This is a genomic window from Onishia taeanensis, from assembly GCF_013349955.1.
GTDB lineage: Bacteria > Pseudomonadota > Gammaproteobacteria > Pseudomonadales > Halomonadaceae > Onishia > Onishia taeanensis_B.
Genome location: NZ_JABVXC010000001.1, coordinates 459,285 through 482,653 on the forward strand (window position 1 = coordinate 459,285; position 23,369 = coordinate 482,653).

The window sequence follows — 23,369 nt, forward strand, 5'->3', positions numbered from 1 at the left end:
AGAGGTAGCGCCCAGGGATGGGGTCACCGCGCCTCCTCGCAGGCCTGTCGCCGGAGACGCTAGCGGCTAGCGTGTCGAATCGGAACAAGGTCCCTCTTGCCGATTCTCGATCGACATCCCTGTCGATCGCCACGCGCCGCGTCACTCGGCACCAGCGCCCTTGCGAGTCGCGACACTGGTCGCGCCCCTCGCCAGCATCGCCGCAGAGGCTACACCTCGAGATAATCGAGGATGCCCTCGCCGGCCTGGCGGCCCTCGTAGACGGCAGTGACCACCAGGTCGGAACCGCGCACCATATCGCCCCCGGCAAACACCTTGGCGTTGCTGGTCTGGAAGGGGTAGCGACCGTGCTCTGGGGCGGTAATGCGGCCACGCTCATCGGTGCTGATATTGTTCGGCTCGAGCCAGTCGATATCGGTGGGCTGGAAGCCAAAGGCGATCACCACCGCATCCGCCGGCAATACCTCTTCGGAGCCCGGCACCACCTCGGGACGCCGACGACCGTTCTCGTCAGGCTCGCCCATGCGGGTACGCACCACCTTGATGCCTTCGACCTTGTCCTCGCCGACCACTGCCACCGGTTGGCGATTGAACAGGAAGTCGACGCCTTCCTCACGGGCGTTGGCTACTTCGCGCTTGGAACCCGGCATGTTTTCCTCGTCGCGACGATAGGCGCAAGACACGCTGGCGGCGCCTTGGCGAATCGAGGTGCGGTTGCAGTCCATGGCCGTGTCGCCGCCACCCAGCACGACCACCCGCTGACCCTCGAAGGACACGTAGTCGGCGGGATCGGTCTCGAAGCCCAGGCAGTGGTTGACGTTGGCGATCAGGAAATCCAGCGCCTTGTGCACGCCTGGCAGGTCCTCGCCCGGGAAGCCCCCTTGCATGTACTTGTAGGTGCCCATACCCAGGAAGACGGCGTCAAAGTCCTCCATCAAGTCATCGATCGCGATATCACGACCGATCTCGGTATTGAGGCGGAATTCCACGCCCATCTCCTCGAAAACCGCACGACGGCGTTCCATCACGCTCTTCTCGAGCTTGAACTCCGGGATGCCGAAGGTCAGCAGGCCGCCGATCTCGGGGTACTTATCGAATACCACCGGCGTAACACCGTTGCGTACCAGGATATCGGCACAGCCAAGGCCCGCCGGACCGGCGCCGACGATCGCCACCCGCTTGTCGGTTCGAGCAACCTGAGACATGTCAGGCCGCCAGCCCATGGCGAAGGCGGTATCGGTGATGTACTTCTCCACCGAGCCGATAGTCACCGCACCGAAGCCGTCATTGAGAGTGCAATCACCTTCGCAGAGTCGATCCTGCGGGCACACTCGGCCACACACTTCGGGCAGCGAGTTGGTCTCATGGGAAAGCTCGGCGGCCTTGAGGATATTGCCCTCGGCCACCAGCTTCAGCCAGTTAGGAATGTAGTTGTGGACCGGACACTTCCACTCGCAATAGGGGTTACCACAGCCCAGGCAGCGATCCGCCTGACTGGCGGCTTCGCCTGGCTGGAAAGGCTCGTAGATCTCGGCGAACTCCCGCGAACGGGTGCGTGCCGCCTTCTTTTGCGGGTCCTGGCGACCCACGTCGATGAACTGAAAATCGTTGTGCTGAAGACGCTCTGCCATGATCGTCTCTCCTCGAAAACTGGAAGGTCAGGGCGGGGCCAATGCGGACGCCCCGCCGGGACGCGGCCCTTGCTCAGGGCCGCCGGGACTCGGCTTACTCGGGTCGCCGCCGGGACTCGGCGAGCAAACTGCCAAGACTCGCGGCCTTGGGCTTCACCAGCCAGAAATGGCGAATGAAGTGGCCGAAGTCCTCGAGAATCGCCGCGCCCCGTGCCGAGCCGGTGACGGCGACATAGCCCTCGATGACCTCCCTCAGGTGGCGCCGGTACGCCTCCATGGCTTCGGTGTTGATCCGGTGGATCTCCACCAGTTCGTGGTTGTACTTGTCGACGAAGGTACGATCCTCGTCGATCACGTAGGCAAAACCGCCGGTCATGCCCGCGCCAAAGTTAACGCCGGTCTCGCCGAGGACCGTGACCAGACCGCCGGTCATGTACTCGCAGCAATGGTCGCCAGCGCCTTCGATGACGGCAATGGCACCGGAGTTGCGCACCGCGAAGCGCTCGCCGGCGGTACCGGCGGCGTACAGGGTGCCCCCGGTGGCACCATACAGACAGGTATTGCCGATGATCGCCGTCTGATGGCTCTCGAATTGGCTACCCTTTGGCGGCACGATAGTGATCGAGCCGCCGTTCATGCCCTTGCCGACGTAGTCGTTGGCATCGCCCTCCAGATACAGGTTCAGGCCGCGTGCGTTCCACACCCCGAAGCTCTGACCAGCCACGCCCTGGAAGCGCACGGTGATCGGCGCGTCCTCGAGGCCCGCCTCGCCGTAGCGCTTGGCAATGGCGCCGGAAGTCATGGCCGCCACGCTGCGATCGCAGTTGGTGATGGCGAAGTCAAACTCGCCGCCCGACTTATTGTCGATGGCCGGGCGCAGCGACTCGAGCACCTCGAGGTTCTTGGCGCCCGGGTCATGGGGCACGTTGCGGCTGACACGGCAAAACTGCGGCGCATCGGCCGGCACATGATCGTTCTCGAGCAGTGGCGTTAGATCGAGCTTGCGCTGGGCGCTGGTCTGGCCTTCGAGCACCTCGAGCAGGTCGGTTCGTCCGATCAGGTCGGTGAGCTTGCGCACGCCGAGCAGCGCCATCAGCTCGCGCACTTCTTCGGCGATGAAACGGAAGTAGTGCTTGACCATATCCACGGTGCCGCGGAAATGCTCGTCGCGCAGAAACTGATCCTGGGTGGCCACACCGGTCGCGCAGTTGTTGAGGTGGCAGATGCGCAGGTACTTGCAGCCTAGCGCCACCATCGGCGCCGTGCCAAAGCCGAAGCTCTCGGCGCCGAGAATCGTCGCCTTGACCACATCGAGGCCGGTCTTCAGGCCGCCGTCGGTCTGCAGGCGGATCTTGTCGCGCAGCCCATTGATGCGCAGCGCCTGGTGGACCTCGGGCAGGCCGAGCTCCCAAGGGCTGCCGGCATGCTTGATCGAGGTCAGCGGGCTCGCCGCGGTGCCGCCATCGTAGCCGGATACGGTGATCAGGTCGGCATAGGCCTTGGCCACACCCGTGGCGATGGTGCCGATACCCGGCTCGGAGACCAGCTTCACCGACACCTGGGCGTCAGGATTGACCTGTTTGAGATCGAAGATCAGCTGAGCCAGGTCCTCGATCGAGTAGATGTCGTGGTGCGGGGGCGGCGAGATCAGGGTCACGCCGGGCACCGCATAGCGCAGCCGCGCGATCAGCTCGTTGACCTTGCCACCGGGCAACTGGCCACCCTCGCCGGGCTTGGCGCCCTGAGCGACCTTGATCTGCAACACCTCGGCATTGACCAGGTAGGCCGGCGTAACGCCGAAGCGTCCTGAGGCAATCTGCTTGATCTTCGATGAGCGGATGGTGCCGTAGCGGGCCGGATCCTCACCGCCCTCGCCGGAGTTGGAGCGCCCGCCGGCCTCGTTCATGGCCTGGGCCAGCGCCTCGTGAGCCTCCGGCGACAGCGCACCCAGCGACATCCCGGCGCTGTCGAAGCGCGGAATCAAGTCATCAATGGCCTCGACCTCCTCGAGCGGTACCGGCTCGGCGGCGGGCTTCAATGTCAGCAGATCGCGAACGGTCGCGACCGGGCGCTCGTTGACCAGGGCGGCAAATTTCTTCCACTTCTGGTAATCACCCTGCTGCACCGCCTGTTGCAGCGTGGTCACCACGTCGGGGTTGTAGGCGTGATATTCCTTGCCGTGAACATATTTGACCAGGCCACCCTGGCCAATACCCTTGCGCGGGGTCCAGGCACGGCGGGCCAGCAACTCCTGCTGCATCTGCAATTCGCTGAAACCGGCCCCTTGGATACGCGACGCCATATTGGTGAAGCACAGGTCCATGACCTCGCTGCCAAGACCCACCGCCTCGAACAGCTGAGCCCCCCGGTAGGACGCCAGGGTCGAGATCCCCATCTTGGAGAGAATCTTGTAAAGCCCCTTCTGCAGGCCCTTGCGGTAATTCTCGCGGGCGTCTGCCGGATTGCCGGTAAGCTCGCCGGTGCGATGCATGTCGGCCATCACCTGGTAGGCGAGATACGGATAGACCGCGGTGGCACCGACGCCGAACAGCACCGCCATCTGATGGGCGTCCCGGGCGTAGCCAGTCTCGACGACCAGGTTGACCCGCGGGCGCAGCGCCTCGCGACCCAGGTGATGATGCACGGCGCCCACGGCCAGCGCGGCCTGAATCGGCAATTGACCCTTTTTCAGGCCGGCATCACTCAGCACCAGGATCACCTTGCCGCTGCGGGCGGCGTCCTCGGCCTGCCGGCAGAGCACCTGAATGGCCTGCTTGAGTCCGGTGGTCTCGGGGTCGTAGGCCAGGGACAGATGCTGGCTCGCGAAGGCCGGGTCGTCCTGACTGACCAGCGCGGTGAACTTGCGCGGCGACAGCACCGGGGTCGTCAGGATCAGGCGATGTGCGTGCTCGGGCGTGGCATCGAAGACGTTGAGCTCGGCGCCGCAGATGGTCTCCAGCGACATCACGATCGCTTCGCGCAGTGGATCGATGGGCGGATTGGTGACCTGGGCGAACTTCTGGCGGAAGTGGTCGGTGAGCAGACGCTCGTGGCGCGACAGCACCGCCATGGGCGTGTCATCGCCCATCGAGCCCACTGCCTCCTGACCGCTCTCCGCCAGTGGACGCAGCAGCTGGTCGCGCTCCTCGAAGGTGATCTGGAAGAGCTTCTGGTGAACGTTGAGTTCGTCGGCGTCCATGGGCTGGAAGCGGGCCAGCTCGGTCAGCGCCGATTCCAGATAGCTGGCCTCGTCCTTGAGCCAGCGACGATAGGGGTAAGCCGACTTCAGGCGGTTATCGATATCTTCGGTGTGCAGGATCTCACCGGTCTGGGTGTCGATACCCAGCACTTGGCCGGGGCCGACGCGCCCCTTGGCCACCACGTCTTCGGGCCGATAGCCATAGGTACCGATCTCGGAGGCCAGAGTGATATAGCCGTTCTTGGTGATCACCCAGCGGGCCGGACGCAGGCCGTTGCGGTCGAGCATGCAGACGGCGTGACGGCCGTCGGTCATCACCATGCCGGCGGGCCCGTCCCAAGGCTCCATGTGCATGGAGTTGTACTCATAGAAGGCGCGCAGGTCGCCGTCCATGGTCTCCACGTTCTGCCAGGCCGGCGGCACCATCATGCGCACAGCGTTGTAGATATCCATGCCGCCGGCCATCAGCACCTCGAGCATGTTGTCCATGCTCGAGGAATCGGAACCGGAGGTATTGACGATCTCGTCGAGCTCGGCGATCTCGGTCAGGCGCTCGTTGACGAAGTTTTCCTTGCGCGAGTTCGCCCAGCCACGGTTGGCCTCGATGGTGTTGATCTCACCGTTGTGAGCCAGCAGGCGGAACGGCTGGGCCAGCGGCCAGCGCGGTGCGGTATTGGTCGAGAAACGCTGGTGGAAGACGCAGATGGCAGTCTCGAGACGCTCGTCACCCAGGTCCTGATAGAAGGTGGGCAGATCCACCGGCATCATCAGGCCCTTGTAGGACACCACCTGAGAGGACAGCGAGCAGACATAGAACTCAGGCTCACCGGCCAGCTTTTCCTCGGCGCGGCGGCGCGCCATGAAAAGATCGACGCCCAGCTCGGCCTCGAGGCGATCGTCACCGGCAGTGATGAAGACCTGACGGATGCGCGGCAGGCAATCCAGCGCCATGGGGCCACAGACGCTCGCGTCGATAGGCACGTCGCGCCAGCCATGCACGGTCAGGCCACGAGCCTCGAGCTCGCCGCTTAGCACCTCACGGGCGGCCTGTTCGCGAGCATCGTCATCCGGCAGAAAAATGCTGCCAACGGCAAAGCGCTCCCCGAGTTCGACGCCCAGTGAGTCCCGGGCCACGGCTCGCATGAAGTCGATAGGCATCTTCAGCAGCAGGCCGCAGCCGTCGCCGGTCTTGCCGTCGGCGGCGATGCCGCCACGGTGGGTCATGCAGGTCAGCGACTCGATCGCCGTTTTCAGCAGGTCATGGCTGGCCTGCCCTTCCATGTGCGCAATCAGGCCGAAGCCGCAGTTGTCGCGAAATTCACCGGGCTGGTGGAGACCTTGTCTCATGGGCGCGCCTCATCAATATTCAGTAGTCTTGTGTCCAGACGGCTTCAACGATATACTTATCGGTTTTATTTATTTCTGCATCGTTGCCAAATGCCGTTTTCTGGCGCCGAAAAAGGCTAACCAGCATAGCCAGCCCCCTCGCTCGGCGCAATTCCCCACCCACCTTGGCGTATAAAAAACCGCCGAAAAACCGCACCTTAGCGTATCTTTTCGGCAAAAAACCCTGACAGGTCAACCACTTGGACTCTGGCTGCACGACAACTCCAGCGCTATAGACTTTAGTCGCAAAAAACCGCTCAAGGGCATGCCAATCATGCATAAGCCATGCGAATTGTTTTCTAGCCATCGACAGCCAGCCATTGCGATAGCGCCAGACCAGACCGCCCCCAAGCCGTGCCGATATTTTTCACCGCCGATACAACACAGATCTAGCCGCCAGTCCGGCCACAAAAAAGGCGCCCGTGAAACACGGACGCCTGATTTCCAGTCCAGCGATATCACCCTCTAGCAACGAGGGAAGTCTGCCAGCAGTCTCTCGAGCACCTCAGGTGGAGTCGAGTCGTACAGAGTGGCATCACCCAAGCTTCGCAATAGCACCAGACGCAGCCGGGCGTCGATGTTCTTCTTGTCCAGTCGCATCACAGCCAGGAAGTCATCCACCCCCATGTCTTCGGGCGCCGCCGGCGGAAGGCCGGCGGCAGCGATGACCGCCGCCGTGCGATCCACCTCGTCCTGAGTCAGCCACCCCAGGCGCTGCGAGAGCTCGGCGGCCATCAGCATACCGGTACCCACCGCCTCGCCGTGCAGCCAGGCACCATAGCCTTGGTGTGCCTCGATGGCATGGCCAAAGGTGTGCCCCAAATTGAGCAGCGCCCGGGCGCCCTGCTCGGTCTCATCGGCGGCCACCACCTCGGCCTTGATGGCACAGCTTCTATAGATCGCCTCGCGCAGCGCACTGCCGTCAAGGCCGCGCAGCGCATCCATCCTCGCCTCGAGCCAGGCCAGGAACTCGAGATCGCGTATCAAACCGTACTTGATCACCTCGGCGAGCCCCGCCGAAAGCTCCCGGGATGGCAAAGTGTCGAGGGTATCGGTGTCGATCAGCACCGCCTTGGGCTGCCAGAAGGCGCCAATCATGTTCTTGCCACGAGGGTGGTTGACCCCGGTCTTGCCACCCACCGAGGAATCGACCTGAGAAAGCAGCGTCGTCGGGACCTGAATGAAGGCGACGCCGCGCTGATAACAGGCCGCAGCATAGCCAGTCATGTCGCCGATCACGCCGCCCCCCAGGGCAATCAGGGTACAGCGACGGTTGAAGCCGGCGGCCAGCAGGGCATCCCAGATACGGGCCACGGATTCCAGGGTCTTGGTGTGCTCACCGTCAGGCAATACCACCTCTTCGACCTCGAGATCCTCGGGCAGCCCTCGCTTGAAGGCCTCGAGATAGAGCGGCGCGACCGTCTCGTTGGTGACGACCATCACCTGGCGGCCGGCGAGATAAGGGGTAATGGTACCGGCACGGCCCAGCAGGCCGGGACCAATATGGATCGGGTAGCTGCGCTCATCGAGCGCCACGCTGAGGGTGCGGATAGCGTCGGACTGGGGCATGAGAAAGCTCGGTCAGAAAGACTCGGTCAGAAAGACTCGGTTAAGAGGTGCGGCAAGGGCACCGTCAGGCCTTGCAGGACATCAGCGGATCGAGCTGGCGGCTCACACGGCGCACGATTTCACCCACCACCGCCTTGGGGCCACGGCGATCGGTGCGCACTACCAGGTCAGCGGTCGCCCGATACAGCGGGTCGCGACGGGTAAACAGGGTGCGCAGCACCTCTTCGCGATCGTCTCGCTGCAACAGCGGTCGATTGCGGTCGCGAGCGGTGCGCCTCAGCTGCTGCTCGACGGTCGTGTAGAGATAGATCACCGTGCCGCGCTCGCGCAGCGCGCGACGATTGGCTTCCCGCATCACGGCGCCGCCTCCGGTGGCCATGACCACGCCGGGATACTGTGTCAGCTCGCCAATCACCTGCTGTTCGCGCTCACGAAAGCCGGCTTCACCTTCCACATCGAAGATCCAGGGGATATCGGCCCCGCAGCGGGCCTGTATCTCGTGGTCGCTGTCGAAAAACTCGCGGCGCAGCTCGGCCGCCAGCAGGCGGCCGATGGTGCTTTTACCGGCCCCCATGGGGCCGATCAGAAAAACGTTGGGGAGATCGTCCTGCATCAGCGAAGGGCCAGCCTGTCCTCGAGAATCCTGGGAGTGATGAATATCAGCAACTCTACCTTCTCGTTCTGTTCTTGGGTATAGCGGAACAGCTGGCCAAGCACCGGCAAATCACCCAGGAAGGGCGTCTTGGACAGGCTGCGCAGCTCTTCCTGAGTCAGGATGCCACCCAGCACCACCGTTTCGCCGTTATCCACCAGCACCTGGGTCTCGATCTGATTGGTATCGATGGCGGGGGCGCCAGCGAAGCTCTGATCGGAGACGGTATCGTTGTTGATGGCGAGATCCATGATCACTCGATTGTCCGGTGTGATCTGCGGCGTGACCTCAAGCGACAGCACCGCCTCCTTGAACTCGATGTTGGTCGCCCCGCTGGAGGTCGACTCCTGATAGGGAATCTCCTGGCCCTGCTTGATGGTCGCGGTGCGCTGATTGGCGGTGATGACCCTTGGCTGGGAGATGGTCTGGCTCTTGTTCTCGGTCTCCAGCGCATTGAGCTCGAGATCGAGCAGCACGTCGCCCGACAGGTAGCCGAAGGAGAAGCTGGTCGAGGCCGAATCGGCACTCCCCAAATCGACCGCCAGCCCCCCGTTGCTGGCAACGCCGTTAGAGGCGCCACTCAGATTGGCGCTGCTGCCATTGCCCAGCACGCCATTGATGCTATCGGCCGACGACATTCCCCAGTTGACGCCCAGCTCCTGGGTCACCCCATCTCGGGCAATCACGATTCGCGCCTCGATCTGCACCTGGCGCACGGCGACGTCGAGCTTCTCGACGGTACGCAGAATCTCGCGGATCTGATCGGCAGTGTCCTGAATCAGCAGGGTATTGGTACGTTCATCGACACTGACCCGGCCGCGCTCGGTGAGCAAGCCGAAGCCTTCACCACCACGCAACAACTTGGCCAGGTCGGCGGCCTTGGCGTATTTGACCTGTACGTATTCGGTGGTCAGAGGGGCGAGGACCTGCATCTGCTCCCGAGCCTCGATTTCCTGGCGCTCGATGCTGGCAAGCTCACTGGCGGGCGCCACCACGATCACGTTACCTTCGCGACGACTGGCAAGGCCATGGCTCTTGAGCACCAGCTCAAGGGCCTGGTCCCAGGGCACGTCATCGAGATTGAGGGTGACTCGACCGCTGACGCTATCGCTTGCCACCAGGTTGAGACCGCTGACATCGGAGATGATGGCCAGCACCGCGCGCACCTCAATGTCCTGGAAGTTCAGGCTGATACGCTCGCCTTGGTAGCTGGTACGCGCCTCGTCGCGATCCGGCTGCTGCTCTCGCGTGACGGGACGCGCTTCAACGATCAGTTGGCGGCCCTGAAGCGTCGAGAACATCGCATAGTCGCCCTGGGTGTCGATCGACAGACGCACGCCATTGGCAACCCGGCTCGGCACGACACGCGTCATCGGTGTGCCGAAATCGGTGACGTCAAGCACCTGATCCTGAGCCTCGGGCAGGTCGACACCTGGAAGTTCGGCGATGATGCTGTTTCCAGACTCACGCACCTGAGAGGCCACCCCGGCCCGGTCGAAGTTGACCACCAGCCTCCCCCCACCTTCGACGCCGCGCTGGAAGTCGAAGCTCGAGATCTGCGGATCACGGCCGACATCGTCAGGAGCGGAGGGCGGTGAGGCCTGTGCATTCGCCACCTCGCCCTCTGGCGGGGCATCACCGCCGATCACCAGCTCAAGACGATTTCCGACCTGTCGAGTGCGATAGGCCAGCGGTGCGTCGAGATCGAACACCAGCCGCGTGCGCGACCCCGCCTCCAGCGTGATCAGGCGATCGACCCCGGCCAGCCCGATCTCACGCCGGCGCTCGCTGAGGCCGTTGGCAGTCTCGACCAGGTCGATGCTCAACCGGGGAGGCGAATCGAGCCGATAGCCGCGCACCTGGGGCACGTCGCCGTCGAAGCGCATGTCGACTTCCAGCTCACCGGCACTGCCCTGGCGAACCTCGAGCCCAGTCAGCGTCGACGCGGCCAGGGCCGTGGCCGGAAGCCCCCAGACCAGCATGAATGCCAGCAATACGCGCATCATGATTTGCATCGTCGTGTCCCTTGTTGCCTGCGTGGCACGGCCGTATCTTCAGCCGGCCTGTTTCGTTGTAGGATCGTCCAGCGTTAAGCGACGCGTGCGCTCGATCCAGCCGCCGCGCCCATTGTTGACTACTTCGACAAGCTGCACAGAGCGCTCGGTGATACTGACGATGCGGCCATAATCGGTGCCCAGGTGATCGCCGCTGGTCAGTCGATGCACTTCGCCATCGGGGGCCCGCACCAGCGCCGAGGGCCGATTGCCCACACTCAAGGTACCCACCAGCACGAGCTCGTCGAGGGGATAGGCTTCGAGCGGATCCAATGCGCGGTCTGGGTCAGGCGCCAGGTCGACGGAGCCTTCGGGCGCCGTCTCGGGCGCCGGCTGACGGGCCAGGAAGGGGCTACGACGACTCGACTGGTCATAGGCCACGGCAGCATAGTGAGGCAGCTCGGGAACCGGTGGCAGCTCCACGCTACCGGGATCGGCTCGCAGCTCGCTCAGCTTCTTATCCAGCCCGGCGATATCGGGTTCGCTACACCCCGTCAACGACAGGCCGAGAGCCAGCGACAACGCGAAAGTCCGGGGCGTGAAAGTCCGTGGAAAGCACTCCCGCGATGCCGGTCTCGCCCACGAATGCGCCTGCCAATGCCACGGTACCGCCCTGCCCTTGTGCCCGCCCCTTTGAGCGCCCTCTTGCTCGTCCTTTGGAAAGGGGTAGCGGTGCAAGAGGCCACGAAATAGGGAGGCGGCGCCCCTATCCCTAGGGGCATTACGCTGACTCATGGCGACGCCTCCTCGTCACTCGCTTTTGCGCTGGGCGCATAACTGTAGGTGCGAGCCAGCATGGATAGCTCCAATCGCTCACCATCGTCGACCGGCGAGAGGCTGAAGTCATGCAGCGTGACGATGCGCGGCAGGGCTGCCACCCCTGCCAGGAAAGCGCCGATGCGGTGATATTCACCGCGCACGCGAATGTCGAAGGGTCGCTCGATATAGTGCTCCTTGGGCACCGGCTCTCGCAGGCGGATCGCCTCGATGGACAGCTGGTTGTCCAGGGCCGTCTTGCTGATATCGTCGATCAGCGCAGGAATCTCGGCACCGCTGGGCAGCATTTCCAGCAGACTCTCGAGACGAGCATTGAGGGTAGCCACCTGTTCTTCCATGGCCGGCAGCCTCGCTGCTTGCGCCGCCTCTCGACCATAGGTGTTCAACAGCTGCGCCTCTTCGCGACGCGCCTGCTCAAGAGCTTCCACCTTGGGAGTCGCCAGGTACCAGTCCATGGCAAAGCAGGTCAGTCCCAGCACCAGCAAGCAGCAGCCCACCTGAAGCGTCCAGGGCCAGCCACCGGCCTCCTTTATATCCAGCTCCCGCCAATCCAGCTCACGCAGGCGACGCCATTCGGCCGATAGGTTCATGGCGCCTCCTCGACCGAGGCGGTCAAGCGCTGATCCACGCTCAGCGAAAAGCGCCTGCCTCCCTGCTCATCGCCCTCGACCTGCGATAGCACCGGCACGCCCAGCACAGGCGCCGCCTCAAGGGCACGCAGCTGGTCGGAAACCTGGTAGTTATCCTCGGCCACGCCATCCAGGCTCAGCCGCTGGCCGGCACGAGACAGCTTCGAGTAGTACACCCCTTCCTGAAGACTGGCGCTGAGAGCATTGAAGACGCGCACCGTCTGGCCGCGCCCCTCCTGAAGCTGACTGAAGACATCGATCTTGTTGCGTATGATGTCGCGACTCTGTTCATCATCGTGCATATCCTGAATATCCTGCTTGAGCAGGACAGACTCGGCGCGGATATGCTCATTGCGCTGCTGCTGCACATCCAGCTGGTGATCGTAGTAGAAGGTCATCGCATAGCCGCCGCCCAGTCCAAGGACCGCCATCAGCCCAAGGGCCAGGTTGAAACGCTTGCCGCGACGCTCACGCTGCGCCTCGCGCCAGGGCAGCAGATTGATTTCGATCGCCATCAGCGCCCCCTCATGGCCAGTCCACAGGCGGTCAGCATGGCCGGTGCATCATTGGCCAGCGCCTGGGCATTGATGCGGGGATTGACCTGCATGCGCCTAAACGGATTGGCGTTCACCACATCCATGCCGGTTTCCTCGACCAGACGTTCCTTGAGTCCGGGAATCACACTGGACCCACCGGCCAGTATCAAGCGATGCACTTTTTCCTTGCGCCCCGCGGTATAGTAAAGCTGCAGGGAGCGGCCGACCTGCTGCACGAGCGTCTCGATGAAGGGCATCAAGACATTGGTGGCGTAATCATCGGGCAATCCACCGCGTTTCTTGGCAAGCCCTGCTTCTTCTAAGGTAAGCTCGTAGCGATTGGCAATTTCATCGGTCAGGCGCCGGCCGCCGAAGACAGTGTCACGGCTATAGACGGTGCGCCCACCCTTGAGTACATGGAAGGCGTTCATGTTGGCGCCGATATCGACCAGCGCCACGCACTCTTCGGCGCTGCTGGCCACCATCTGCTGCTGGAGCTCATTGAAGGCACGCTCCATGGCGAAGGTTTCGACATCGACCGCTGCGGGCGTCAGGCCGGCTTGAAGCAGCGCCTCGGTCAACTGGTTGACGTCTTGGTTGCGACAGGCCACCAAAAGTACGTCCTGCTGATCGGTATAGCGCTCATTGATGCCCAGGCGCTGAAAATCGAAGGAGACCTCGCTAAACGGAAAGGGAATATGCTTGTCGGATTCGAGTTCGATGCGGGCCTCGATCTCCTCGTCATTGAGGGAGGCAGGCAGAATCAGCGTCTTGGTAATGGCAGCGCTGGCAGGCACGGCGACGCAGGCGTCTCGCGTGCCAGGTTGGGCCTGGACGACGGCGCGCTGCAGCGCTTCGGCGACGGCGCCCATATCACGAATGCGCCGCTCGACCACGGTGCCCTCACGCAAAGGCCGCACCGCATAACTTTCCACCCGGCGCTGGCCACGAACGTGCTTGAGCTCAATCAGCTTTACGGTCGCCGAGGAAATATCCACCCCGATCAACCCTTTTCCGGACCTTCTGAGCCTTTTCAAGGCCTCACCCCCAACTCAAGCCTATATTTCAAGCCTACATTGTCTCGTATCCACGCAGTAATCGACTGCGCTGCACTCAGGCTACAAAGCTCATACAGGCCAGACTACATGATTCTACGAATGCTAACACTTTAGGCGCCGTTCAATACCTTCAACGCTGGTGACCTGACGCCCAGGTTCCTATAATACGGCCCTCCACGGAAGTCTCGCTCTCAGCACCATCGCCCAGCCACCGTTCATCATGAGTACTAGGTTTTCATGAAGCTATTCAAAACGCTTGCCGCATCGGCGATATGGATCACGCTATCCCTGAGCGTATCCGGCGTCCTGGCCCTGGTCGGCGCCGCCCTGTACTTCGCCCCTGGCCTTCCCGACGTGCGCCAGCTACAGGACTTCGAACTGCAGACCCCATTGCGCATCTACACTCGCGACGACAAGCTGATCGGCGAGTTCGGTGAAGAACGTCGTCTGCCAGTAAGCTACGACGAGATCCCCAAGGACATGATCGACGCCCTGCTGTCTGCAGAGGATGCCGGATTCTTCGAGCACCCCGGCGTCGACCCCAAGGGCCTGCTGCGCGCCGCCACCGAGCTGGTCGCCAGCGGCGGCGACATTCAGTCCGGCGGCAGCACCATTACCATGCAGGTGGCCCGTAACTATCTGCTGACCCTTGATCGGACCTTTACCCGCAAGATCCGAGAAATACTGCTGGCGCTGCAGATGGAGCAGGTGCTGAGCAAGGAAGAGATCCTTACCCTCTATGTCAACAAGATCTTCCTCGGCCACCGCTCCTATGGCATCGGTGCCGCCGCCGAAACCTACTATGGCAAGCCGCTCTCCGAGTTGAGCCTGGCCCAGACCGCGATGATTGCCGGCCTGCCCAAGGCGCCCTCGAACTTCAACCCGCTGACCAACCCCGAGCGCTCGCTGATCCGCCGTAACTGGATCCTCTATCGCATGCGCGAGCTTGGCCACATCGATGCCGAGCGCTACGAAGCCGCCGTACAGGCCCCGATCACCGCGCGGCGCTTCGCCACCCAGTTAGATGTCGACGCCGATTACGTGGCCGAAATGGCCCGCCAGTTCATCGTCGACCGCTATGACGATGCCTATACTGGCGGCTACAAGGTCACCACGACCCTCGACAGCCAACTGCAGCCACTGGCCCGCCAGGCGCTGACCAAAGGGCTAATCGAGTACGACACCCGTCACGGCTGGCGAGGAGCCGAGGAAACCGACATCCCGGCAAGCCTAGTGGAAGCACAGAACCGCACCCAGCGCAGCGGCCTCGAAGAAGAGCTGTCCGAATCCGAGGTCCGCGAGACGGCTCGACAGGCCGCCGAACGTAGCCAGACCCAGATCAGCGGCATCGATGGCGACGTCAGCAACTGGCTGCGCGTCCTCGAGCGCACGCCTGCCTATGGGCCTCTGGAGCCGGCGATCGTCGTCACTACCGAGGGCCGCGAGATGCGCGTGCTCAGTCGCGACGGCAAGGCCATCACACTGCCCTGGAGCGGCCTCGAGTGGGCAGACCCCTATCTGAGCCCCTACAGCCGTGGGCGACCGCCGAGCTCTGCTGGCGATATTGCCGATCGCGGCTCACTGGTCCGCATCCTCGAGCAGGACGATGGCAGCTGGCGTCTTTCCCAGCGTCCCGCCGCCGAAGGGTCGATCATCGTTCAAGCCCCCGACAGCGGCGCCGTCCTGGCTCTGCAAGGCGGCTTCAGCTTTGCCTCCAGCAAGTTCAACCGCGCCACTCAGGCCAAGCGCCAGCCCGGTTCGACCTTCAAGCCGTTTATCTATCTAGCGGCGCTGCAGGAAGGCGGCATGACACCCGCCACCGTGATCAACGACGCTCCGGTGGTCATGGAGTCCAATGACGGCCTGTGGCGGCCGGCCAACTCCGGCGGCGAGTTCCGCGGCCCGACCCGGCTGCGCGAGGCGCTGGCGCAGTCACGCAACCTGGTGACCATCCGCATTCTGCGCACCATGGGGCTCGATCGCACCATCGACTTCCTGACCGGGTTCGGCTTCGCCAAGGACGAGTTGCCCAACGGGCTGTCACTGGCGTTGGGCAGCGCCAGCCTGACGCCCTTGACCATGACCAACGCCTATTCGACGCTGGCCAATGGCGGCTTCCAGGTCTCGCCCTGGTTCATCAAGGAAGTTTCCCGGGACGGCAAGGTGATCGAGAAGGCCGAGCCGGCGGTGGCATGTCGCGACTGCTCGCCGGATGCCGATCACGTCGAGCGCGACGGTGAGCGCTATCCGCTGGCGCAGCGCGTCGCCGAGGAAAGCTCTGTCTACCTGCTGCGCAGCATGTTGCGTGACGTCATCGAGCACGGCACCGGCCGCCGCGCCCTGGCCCTCAACCGCAGTGATATCGTTGGCAAGACCGGCACCACCAACGACCGCCGCGATGCCTGGTTCGCAGGTTTCAATGACGAGCTGGTGACCACCGTATGGATCGGTAAGGACAACTACGACACCATCGCCGAGTATGGCGGTCAGGCCGCCCTGCCCATCTGGATGGACTTCATGGGCAAGGCACTGGAAGGCCACGCCGAGAAACAGCCCGAGCGCCCGGATGACATCGTGACCGCACGCATCGACCCGACCACCGGCCAGCGGCTTCGCGACGACCAGTCCGGCGGCATCCAGGAGATGTTCGTGGCCGGCGAGCTGCCAACGCTTGCACCGCGCAGCATCGACCAGGAGCTCGAATCCCAGAGCGGCTCTCAGGGCACCGGTTCCTTCGACGCCATTTTCTGATCTCCAGCGACCCGGGGCACTCCGCCCCGGGCATCGGGCACCATGATTCCCCACTTTCCATACAGCGACCGGCACGGCCCCATCGACCAAGCTCTGCGGCGCGCCGGTCAACCAGCGGTCGCAACGCAGACGCCAGCGGCGACGCGGCCGGTCCGCCTGCTGCAACTCACCCTATTGGTAGGCACCTTGAGCGTCGCTACCGCCAGCGGCCCCGTCATGGCCTACCCCTTTTACGCACCGCCGAAGGCCAAGCCGGATGCACCAATCCTCAGCGGCGACGCTGAACTGGGCTACACGCGCCTGAGCGGCAACACCAATAGCCAGACGCTGCTCGCCAAGACTCGGCTCGCCTGGCTCACCGGCGACTGGCTGCATACGCTTCGCCTGGAGGCCCGCACCGTTAGCGAAGACGAGGAGACCGAGGACGAGCACTACCTGGCCTCCTGGCGTGAGCGCTACGACCTTAGCGGGCCGCACTACCTGTTCGGCTTCACCCGCTGGGAACGGGAACGCGACAGCGGCTATGACCGGCAGCTGACCGCCATCGGCGGCTACGGGCGGCAGCTCCTTGATGACCCCACTCACGAGCTGTCCTTGGAAGCTGGCCCCGGCTATCGCGATGACCGCGTCGAGGACCAGGCCAGCCAGCAGCTGACCGTCGCCTATGGCGCCATGGACTATCGTTTCACGCTTTCCGACACCGGCTACTTCGAACAGCAGATGTCGATAGAAACCACCAGCGAGAACACCACCCTGCGCTCGCTGAGCGCTATCACCAGCAAGCTCACCTCGCGCCTGGCACTGCGCCTGTCCCACGAGATCAAACACAACTCTCAGCCGCCGGATAGCGCTGAGGCACGCACCGACACCACCACCAGTGCCTCGCTGCAGCTGAGCTGGTAGTGCTGCTGATGCTCTTTCCGCGCTCTTTCCTACTTCCCATACGCAACACGCCGGCCCAAGGGCCGGCGTGTGGTAAGCGCAGCGCGTCGCGACCATCAGTCGCCGTAGACGCCTTCTACGCTGGTCAGCGGGTAATGCGCCGGGTAGGGCTTGCGCGCCACCCCGGTATCCACGGCCGCCTGGGCCACCGCCGAGGACACACGATCCAGCAGGCGTGAATCCATCGGTGTCGGAATGATATAGCCGCGACCGAACTCGAGGTGATCGATGTCATAGGCCTCGAGCACTTCAGCGGTGACCGGCTCCCGGGCCAAATCCTTGAGGGCGTGAACCGCCGCGACCTTCATTTCCTCGTTGATGCCGGTGGCGCGCACGTCGAGAGCGCCGCGGAAGATGAACGGAAAGCCCAACACGTTGTTGACCTGGTTCGGGAAGTCCGAGCGACCGGTGGCGATGATCACGTCGTCCCGGGCGGCCTTGGCGTCTGTGGGGTGAATTTCCGGGTCAGGGTTGGAGCAGGCGAAGACCACCGGATTCGGCGCCATGGTCTTGAGCTGCTCAGGCGACAGCAGGTTGGGACCGGACAGGCCCACGAAGACATCGGCGCCCTCGATGGCATCATCCAGGGTGCGATGCTCGGTCTCGGTGGCAAACATCGCCTTGTATTGATTGAGGTCTTCACGGCCGCTGTGGATCACGCCCTTGCGGTCGAGCATGAAGATATTTTCGGCCCGTGCGCCACAGGCGACCAACAGTTTCATGCAGGCAATAGCCGCCGCACCGGCACCCAGGCAGACGATGCGGGCGCTATCCAACGACTTGCCGGCGATATCCAGCGCGTTGAGCATACCCGCAGCCGTGACAATGGCCGTGCCATGCTGATCATCGTGGAAGACCGGGATACTGCAACGCTCGACCAGCGCCCGCTCGATCTCGAAGCACTCCGGCGCCTTGATATCCTCGAGGTTGATACCGCCCCACGTATTGGCGATACGCGCCACGGTGTCGATAAAGGCCTGCGGACTTTCGGCATCGACCTCGATGTCCACCGAATTGATACCGGCGAACTTCTTGAACAGCACGCCCTTGCCTTCCATCACCGGCTTGCTGGCCAGCGGCCCCAGGTTGCCCAACCCGAGAATCGCCGTACCGTCGGAGACCACGGCCACCAGATTGCCTTTGCCGGTATAGAGGTAGGCGTTCTCCGGATCCTTGGCGATCTCACGACAGGGCTCCGCCACACCCGGGCTGTAGGCCAGCGCCAGGTGCTTCGCCGAGGTCGTCGGCTTGGTCAGCTCAATGGACAGCTTGCCGGGAATCGGATGGGAGTGGTAATCCAGTGCCGCTTGCTTCGGATCAGTCATGTCGCGTCCAGTGATGTCATGTGAAGTGGCGCAAGAATATAGAAAAACGCCCGCCCTCACAACGCAAACCAAGTTGGCCTATTTTTCCAACTTTTATCGCGCGTTTGCTGTCATTTCCACCCATTTGCTGAAGTTTATACCTGGCGCCCCACCCATAACGCACAGCTTATCCTGGTGGTTCTGCCGTCGATCCTCCACAAAAAAGCCCGCCGCGGGATATCCCGGGCGGGCTCTGCTCCGGTCGACGACCCATAAGGGTCGCCGACCTGTCGGCATAAACGCTTAGCCGCGCTTGACGGCAGCACCGAAACGCTTGTTGAAGCGCTCGACGCGGCCACCGGTGGTCGCCTGCTTCTGCTTGCCGGTGTAGAACGGGTGGCACTGCGAGCAGACGTCCAGGTAGAACTCGTGGTTCGCGGTGGAGCCCACTTCGAAGGTCGCGCCACAGCTGCAAGTGGCGGAGACCTTCTTGTAATCGGGGTGGATACCTTGTTTCATCTTGAAGCCTCATTAAGCGGTATGCCGCCACCTGATCTGCTGCCAGGCACCGCATACGGGTTATGATCGCCCGCGGCCAAGTGGCCACGTCAACGAACCGGAATCCGCCGGCTCTCTCACATGTCCTGAATCAACCCACAACGGGTAGCCAGGAAACGAGATCGAGGCCGCGGAGGGCGGTGATTCTAGCAGACCCAATCTCGGAGGCCAATTGTCCGCCAGTGCTTCGTCGCTTCCCGACGCTCCCCGCGTGCTGGGGGTGGCCGTACCCACCCCACTGCGCCGCCTGTTCGACTACCTGCCCGGCCTCGAGACGCCCACCGGCGGCTGGCGACCCGGCCTGCGCGTCCAGGTCGCCCTGGGGCGACGTTCGGTCGTCGGCATCGTCATCGAATGTCGCGCCACCAGCGAGGTGGCACTCGACCGTCTCAAGCCCGTGGAAGCCTGTCTGGATGAAAGCCCACTGCCCGCTGACTGGCTGTGGCTGACGCGCTTCACCGCCCGCTACTATCAGCATCCGCTCGGCGATACTCTGCAGCAGGCACTGCCGGTGCTGCTGCGACAGGGGCGTCCGCTCGAGGCCCGCACCCTGGAGCGCTGGCGGCTAAGCGCAAAGGGCCAGGCGACCCAGGCCGCCGACCTTGGCCGAGCGCGGCGCCAAGCCGAGCTGTTGGAGCTCTTGCGTCAGCATCCACGGGGGCTGCCCACCGCCGCCGTCACCGCCCAACAGTTCAGCCGCGCCCAACTGACGGCGCTGCGCGACAAGGGGCTCGTCGACTGCCTGGAGGAGCCCCGCTTGGCCAGCGACCCACCACGCCCGACGACTCTGCTTGCCGAACCGGCACTCAACCTCAATCGTGAGCAGGCGGCAGCCCTCTCTACCCTGCATGACGGCCTCGACCGCTATCACCCCTGCCTGCTGCAGGGCGTCACCGGCAGTGGCAAGACCGAGGTCTATCTGCAACTGATCGAGGCGGTCATCCAGCGCGGCCGCCAGGCCCTGATCCTGGTGCCCGAGATCGGCCTTACCCCTCAGACACTCGAACGCTTTCGCCGTCGCTTCAGGGTGCCGGTGGTGGCCCTGCACTCAGGCCTCACCGATCACGAACGCCTGGATGCCTGGCTTGCCGCCATGAGCGGGCGGGCACCGATCATCATCGGCACCCGCTCGGCAATCTTCACGCCGCTGGCCGCACCTGGGGTGATCATCGTCGACGAGGAGCACGACGGCTCGCTGAAGCAGCAGGAAGGCCTGCGCTACCACGCCCGGGACCTGGCCGTGGCGCGGGCCCACCACCACGGCATCCCCGTAGTGCTGGGCAGCGCCACTCCGGCCCTGGAAAGCCTGGCCCAGGCCAGGAGTGGTCGCTATACGCATCTGCGCCTGACGCAGCGGGCCAGCCGCCACCCGCCGGCCAAGCTCGAACTGATCGACCTGCGCGGTCGCCCCCGCCAGGGTGGACTCATTCCCTCTGCGATCGACGCCATTCGTCAGACGCTCGCCGCCGGCCATCAGGTATTGGTATTCATCAACCGGCGCGGCTTCGCGCCGACCCTTGCCTGCCACAGCTGTGGCTGGCTCGCCGAATGCGACCACTGCGACGCCCGCATGACGCTGCACCGTCAGCCGCCGCTGCTAGCCTGTCACCACTGCGAGCGCCAGCAACCGCTACCGCCTGCCTGCCCAGAGTGCCAAAGCGGCGACTTACGCCCGCTGGGAGCCGGCACCGAGCGGGCCGAGGAAAGTCTAGCAGCACTCTTCCCGGAGGTGCCGGTACACCGCATCGACCGCGACAGCACGCGCCGCAAGGAAGCCTTCGGCGAGGTGCTCGCCGAGATCAAACGCGGCGAGCCGAGCCTCTTGGTCGGCACCCAAATGCTCGCCAAGGGCCACCATCTGCCCCATGTCACCCTGGTGGTGGTGGTCAACGCCGATGCCGGCCTCTATGCCAGCGACTTCCGAGCCCTGGAGCACTCGGCGCAGCTACTGACCCAGGTGGCCGGCCGTGCCGGCCGCGCCGCCCACCCGGGACGCGTGCTGGTGCAGACCCTGCACAGCGACGACCCGCACCTGCGTTTGCTCGCCGAGCGCGGCTACGACGCCCTGGCCGACGCCCTGCTCGAAGAGCGCCGCGGCGCAGCCCTGCCGCCCTTCCGCTTTCTGGCCCTGACGCGTTTCGAGAGCGCCCGGGAGGCCGAGGCCATGGGGCTCGCCAAGGAGGCCGGGGAGGCGTTACGCGAGTGGCTGGCAAGGCGGGGCCATGCCGTAACCTGTCTGGGTCCGGTGCCGGCGCCCATGGAGCGTCGCCAGAACCGTTATCATGTACAGCTGCTGCTCTCCAGCGCACAACGCAGCCAGCTGCACGAGGCAGGCGCCTGGCTCGTGGCCTGGCTGGAGGCCTGCCGCGACGCCCGGCGCGTGCGCTGGTCGCTGGATATCGACCCCCAGACACTGGCCTAGCCGAGAGTCCAGACTCGGCTCCAGGCCAGGATGGCGTCGGGAATACGCGACCTGGCGCAGCAGCTAATCTATGAATTCAGGTTTAAAGCGCGGCGCCAATTGCCGATAATGCGCCATCACGCTGAGTTGAGCGACGCGAACTCGCCGGCCGGCGGCACGCTCCTCGCCGTCATTCACGCCTGCCGGGCCAGGCAAAAGGACATCAGGTTTTTCATGAAAGACACCATTATTGCACTGCTCGAAGAGGCCCTGAGCGCCCTGCAGCAGCAGGGCGAACTGCCCCAGGACATTGCCCCGACCATCAAGGTCGACCCCACCAAGGACAAGGCTCACGGCGACTTCGCCACCAACCTGGCACTGATGCTGGCCAAGCCGGCGGGCAAGAAGCCCCGCGAGCTGGCCGAGGCGCTGGTCGCGGCCCTGCCGGCCTCTCCCGCCATCAGTAAGACCGAGATCGCCGGCCCAGGCTTCATCAACTTCTTCGCCGCCACCGATGCCCTCGCCCAGGTGGTGTCGACCATCCTCGACAGCGGCGATGCCTATGGCCGCTGCCTCGACGGCAAGGGCGAGAAGGTGCAGGTAGAATTCGTCTCCGCCAACCCGACCGGCCCGCTCCATGTCGGCCATGGCCGTGGCGCGGCGATCGGCGACAGCCTGTGCCGTCTGCTCGAGGCGACCGGCTACGACGTGACCCGCGAGTTCTACTACAACGACGCCGGCGCCCAGATCAGCAACCTGGCGCGCTCCGTGCAATCCCGTGCCAAAGGGCTGAACCCGGACGACCCGAGCTGGCCGGCGGACGGCTACCGCGGCGACTATATCCGCGATGTCGCCGAGAGCTACCTGGCCGGCGACACCGTGCACGCCGATGACCGCCACGTCACCGGTGCCGCCGACCCCAACGACCTGGACGCCATCCGCGACTTCGCGGTGGCCTACCTGCGCCGCGAACAGGACCTGGACCTCAAGGCCTTCGGCGTTGCCTTCGACGTCTACTTCCTGGAGTCCTCGCTCTACGAAGAGGCCAAGGTCGAATCCACCGTCAAGACGCTGATCGAGGGCGGTCATACCTACGAGCAGGACGGCGCCCTTTGGTTGCGCACCACCGACTTCGGTGACGACAAGGACCGGGTGATGCGCAAGCAGGACGGCGGCTACACCTACTTCCTGCCTGACGTCGCCTACCACCTCGACAAGTGGCAGCGTGGCTTCACCCAGGTGATCAACGAGCAGGGCGCCGACCACCACTCCACAGTGACCCGGGTACGCGCCGGCTTGCAGGCCCTGGAAACGGGCATTCCCCAAGGCTGGCCGGACTATGTGCTGCACCAGATGGTGCTGGTGACCCGCTCGGGCGTCGAGGTCAAGCTCTCCAAGCGTGCCGGCAGCTATGTCACCCTGCGCGATCTGATCGACGAAGTCGGCCGCGACGCCACCCGCTACTTCCTGGCCGCGCGGCGCGCCGACTCCCAGTTGACCTTCGATATCGACCTGGCCCGCTCGCAGTCCAACGACAACCCGGTCTATTACATCCAGTATGCCCACGCCCGGGTATGCAGCGTGCTGCGCAAGGCCGCCGCCGAAGACCGCGACTTCCAGCACGACCTGGCACTCGACAATCTGGCCCTGCTCGACTCCGACCAGGAAAAGGCGCTGATGAACCGTCTGGCCCGCTACCCGGAGGTGGTGCGCATTGCCGCCGGCAATCGCGAGCCACAGCAGGTTGCCCAATACCTGCAGGACCTGGCCGCCGACTTCCACACCTGCTACAACGCCGTGAAGGTGATGGTCGACGACGATGCCCAGCGCAACGCGCGCCTGGCGCTGGGCATCGCGACCCGCCAGGTGATCCGCAACGGCCTCGACCTGCTGGGCGTCAGTGCCCCCGAGGAGATGTAAGC

Annotated in this window: 16 protein-coding genes; 4 read left to right on the top strand and 12 right to left on the bottom strand. The window is 64.0% G+C overall.

Features of this window, described 5'->3' with window-relative positions; all coding sequences use genetic code 11:
• Positions 1 to 209: 209 nt before the first annotated feature.
• The 10 genes from HUS66_RS02080 to pilM all read right to left on the bottom strand — a co-directional run bounded on the left by HUS66_RS02080 (position 210) and on the right by pilM (position 13,431).
• Positions 210 to 1,631, bottom strand: coding sequence for an FAD-dependent oxidoreductase (locus HUS66_RS02080; protein ID WP_175069300.1), 1,422 nt, complete (start codon positions 1,629 to 1,631; stop codon positions 210 to 212).
• Between the two features lie 94 nt (positions 1,632 to 1,725).
• Positions 1,726 to 6,177, bottom strand: coding sequence for a glutamate synthase large subunit (gltB, locus tag HUS66_RS02085; protein WP_175069301.1), 4,452 nt, complete (start codon positions 6,175 to 6,177; stop codon positions 1,726 to 1,728).
• Positions 6,178 to 6,196: 19 nt separating this feature from the next.
• Complete coding sequence (locus HUS66_RS02090) at positions 6,197 to 6,523, bottom strand: hypothetical protein (protein ID WP_175069302.1); 327 nt, start codon at positions 6,521 to 6,523, stop codon at positions 6,197 to 6,199.
• 158 nt (positions 6,524 to 6,681) lie between these two features.
• Positions 6,682 to 7,785: a 3-dehydroquinate synthase gene (gene aroB / locus HUS66_RS02095; RefSeq protein ID WP_175069303.1), complete on the bottom strand. Its 1,104-nt coding sequence runs from the start codon at positions 7,783 to 7,785 to the stop codon at positions 6,682 to 6,684.
• Positions 7,786 to 7,849: 64 nt separating this feature from the next.
• Positions 7,850 to 8,398: a shikimate kinase AroK gene (gene aroK, locus HUS66_RS02100; RefSeq protein WP_175069304.1), complete on the bottom strand. Its 549-nt coding sequence runs from the start codon at positions 8,396 to 8,398 to the stop codon at positions 7,850 to 7,852.
• Positions 8,398 to 10,452, bottom strand: a complete 2,055-nt coding sequence (gene pilQ, locus HUS66_RS02105; RefSeq protein WP_254628644.1) for a type IV pilus secretin PilQ family protein — start codon at positions 10,450 to 10,452, stop codon at positions 8,398 to 8,400. Before pilQ ends, aroK begins: the two co-directional genes overlap by 1 nt.
• Positions 10,453 to 10,491: 39 nt before the next feature.
• Entirely contained in the window at positions 10,492 to 11,013 is a 522-nt protein-coding gene (locus HUS66_RS02110) for a pilus assembly protein PilP (RefSeq protein WP_254628645.1), read from the bottom strand.
• Between the two features lie 209 nt (positions 11,014 to 11,222).
• Positions 11,223 to 11,858, bottom strand: a complete 636-nt coding sequence (locus HUS66_RS02115) for a type 4a pilus biogenesis protein PilO (RefSeq protein ID WP_175069306.1) — start codon at positions 11,856 to 11,858, stop codon at positions 11,223 to 11,225.
• On the bottom strand, positions 11,855 to 12,412 hold the full coding sequence (locus HUS66_RS02120) for a PilN domain-containing protein (protein WP_175069307.1): 558 nt from the start codon (positions 12,410 to 12,412) through the stop codon (positions 11,855 to 11,857). The genes HUS66_RS02115 and HUS66_RS02120 overlap by 4 nt, the downstream gene beginning before the upstream one ends.
• Positions 12,412 to 13,431, bottom strand: a complete 1,020-nt coding sequence (pilM, locus tag HUS66_RS02125; protein WP_340162723.1) for a type IV pilus assembly protein PilM — start codon at positions 13,429 to 13,431, stop codon at positions 12,412 to 12,414. Before pilM ends, HUS66_RS02120 begins: the two co-directional genes overlap by 1 nt.
• A 297-nt stretch (positions 13,432 to 13,728) precedes the next feature.
• Here pilM and HUS66_RS02130 point away from each other — a divergent pair, with 297 nt between their 5' ends.
• Both HUS66_RS02130 and HUS66_RS02135 read left to right on the top strand, forming a co-directional pair.
• Entirely contained in the window at positions 13,729 to 16,242 is a 2,514-nt protein-coding gene (locus HUS66_RS02130; protein WP_175069309.1) for a penicillin-binding protein 1A, read from the top strand.
• Positions 16,243 to 16,458: 216 nt separating this feature from the next.
• Entirely contained in the window at positions 16,459 to 17,145 is a 687-nt protein-coding gene (locus HUS66_RS02135; RefSeq protein WP_175069447.1) for a DUF481 domain-containing protein, read from the top strand.
• Positions 17,146 to 17,240: 95 nt separating this feature from the next.
• Here the strand turns inward: HUS66_RS02135 and HUS66_RS02140 are convergent, their stop codons facing one another.
• Both HUS66_RS02140 and rpmE read right to left on the bottom strand, forming a co-directional pair.
• A complete protein-coding gene (locus HUS66_RS02140) occupies positions 17,241 to 18,509 on the bottom strand; it encodes a malic enzyme-like NAD(P)-binding protein (RefSeq protein WP_175069310.1) in 1,269 nt (422 codons plus the stop codon).
• A gap of 282 nt (positions 18,510 to 18,791) precedes the next feature.
• The gene (gene rpmE, locus HUS66_RS02145; RefSeq protein WP_175069311.1) at positions 18,792 to 19,007 is read right to left on the bottom strand and encodes a 50S ribosomal protein L31; all 216 of its coding nucleotides are present in this window, start codon (positions 19,005 to 19,007) and stop codon (positions 18,792 to 18,794) included.
• 211 nt (positions 19,008 to 19,218) lie between these two features.
• Here rpmE and HUS66_RS02150 point away from each other — a divergent pair, with 211 nt between their 5' ends.
• Together HUS66_RS02150 and argS are read left to right on the top strand one after the other, a co-directional pair.
• Positions 19,219 to 21,468, top strand: a complete 2,250-nt coding sequence (locus tag HUS66_RS02150; RefSeq protein ID WP_175069312.1) for a primosomal protein N' — start codon at positions 19,219 to 19,221, stop codon at positions 21,466 to 21,468.
• A 213-nt stretch (positions 21,469 to 21,681) separates the two neighbouring features.
• A complete protein-coding gene (gene argS, locus HUS66_RS02155; RefSeq protein WP_175069313.1) occupies positions 21,682 to 23,367 on the top strand; it encodes an arginine--tRNA ligase in 1,686 nt (561 codons plus the stop codon).
• The last annotated feature ends 2 nt before the right edge of the window (positions 23,368 to 23,369 follow it).

Coding starts and splice junctions, on each gene's coding strand:
- HUS66_RS02080 (WP_175069300.1), bottom strand. CDS start 1,631: ATGGCAGAGCGTCTTCAGCACAACGATTTTCAGTTCATCGACGTGGGT.
- gltB (WP_175069301.1), bottom strand. CDS start 6,177: ATGAGACAAGGTCTCCACCAGCCCGGTGAATTTCGCGACAACTGCGGC.
- HUS66_RS02090 (WP_175069302.1), bottom strand. CDS start 6,523: ATGGCTAGAAAACAATTCGCATGGCTTATGCATGATTGGCATGCCCTT.
- aroB (WP_175069303.1), bottom strand. CDS start 7,785: ATGCCCCAGTCCGACGCTATCCGCACCCTCAGCGTGGCGCTCGATGAG.
- aroK (WP_175069304.1), bottom strand. CDS start 8,398: ATGCAGGACGATCTCCCCAACGTTTTTCTGATCGGCCCCATGGGGGCC.
- pilQ (WP_254628644.1), bottom strand. CDS start 10,452: ATGCAAATCATGATGCGCGTATTGCTGGCATTCATGCTGGTCTGGGGG.
- HUS66_RS02115 (WP_175069306.1), bottom strand. CDS start 11,858: ATGAACCTATCGGCCGAATGGCGTCGCCTGCGTGAGCTGGATTGGCGG.
- HUS66_RS02120 (WP_175069307.1), bottom strand. CDS start 12,412: ATGGCGATCGAAATCAATCTGCTGCCCTGGCGCGAGGCGCAGCGTGAG.
- HUS66_RS02130 (WP_175069309.1), top strand. CDS start 13,729: ATGAAGCTATTCAAAACGCTTGCCGCATCGGCGATATGGATCACGCTA.
- HUS66_RS02135 (WP_175069447.1), top strand. CDS start 16,459: ATGGCCTACCCCTTTTACGCACCGCCGAAGGCCAAGCCGGATGCACCA.
- HUS66_RS02140 (WP_175069310.1), bottom strand. CDS start 18,509: ATGACTGATCCGAAGCAAGCGGCACTGGATTACCACTCCCATCCGATT.
- rpmE (WP_175069311.1), bottom strand. CDS start 19,007: ATGAAACAAGGTATCCACCCCGATTACAAGAAGGTCTCCGCCACTTGC.
- argS (WP_175069313.1), top strand. CDS start 21,682: ATGAAAGACACCATTATTGCACTGCTCGAAGAGGCCCTGAGCGCCCTG.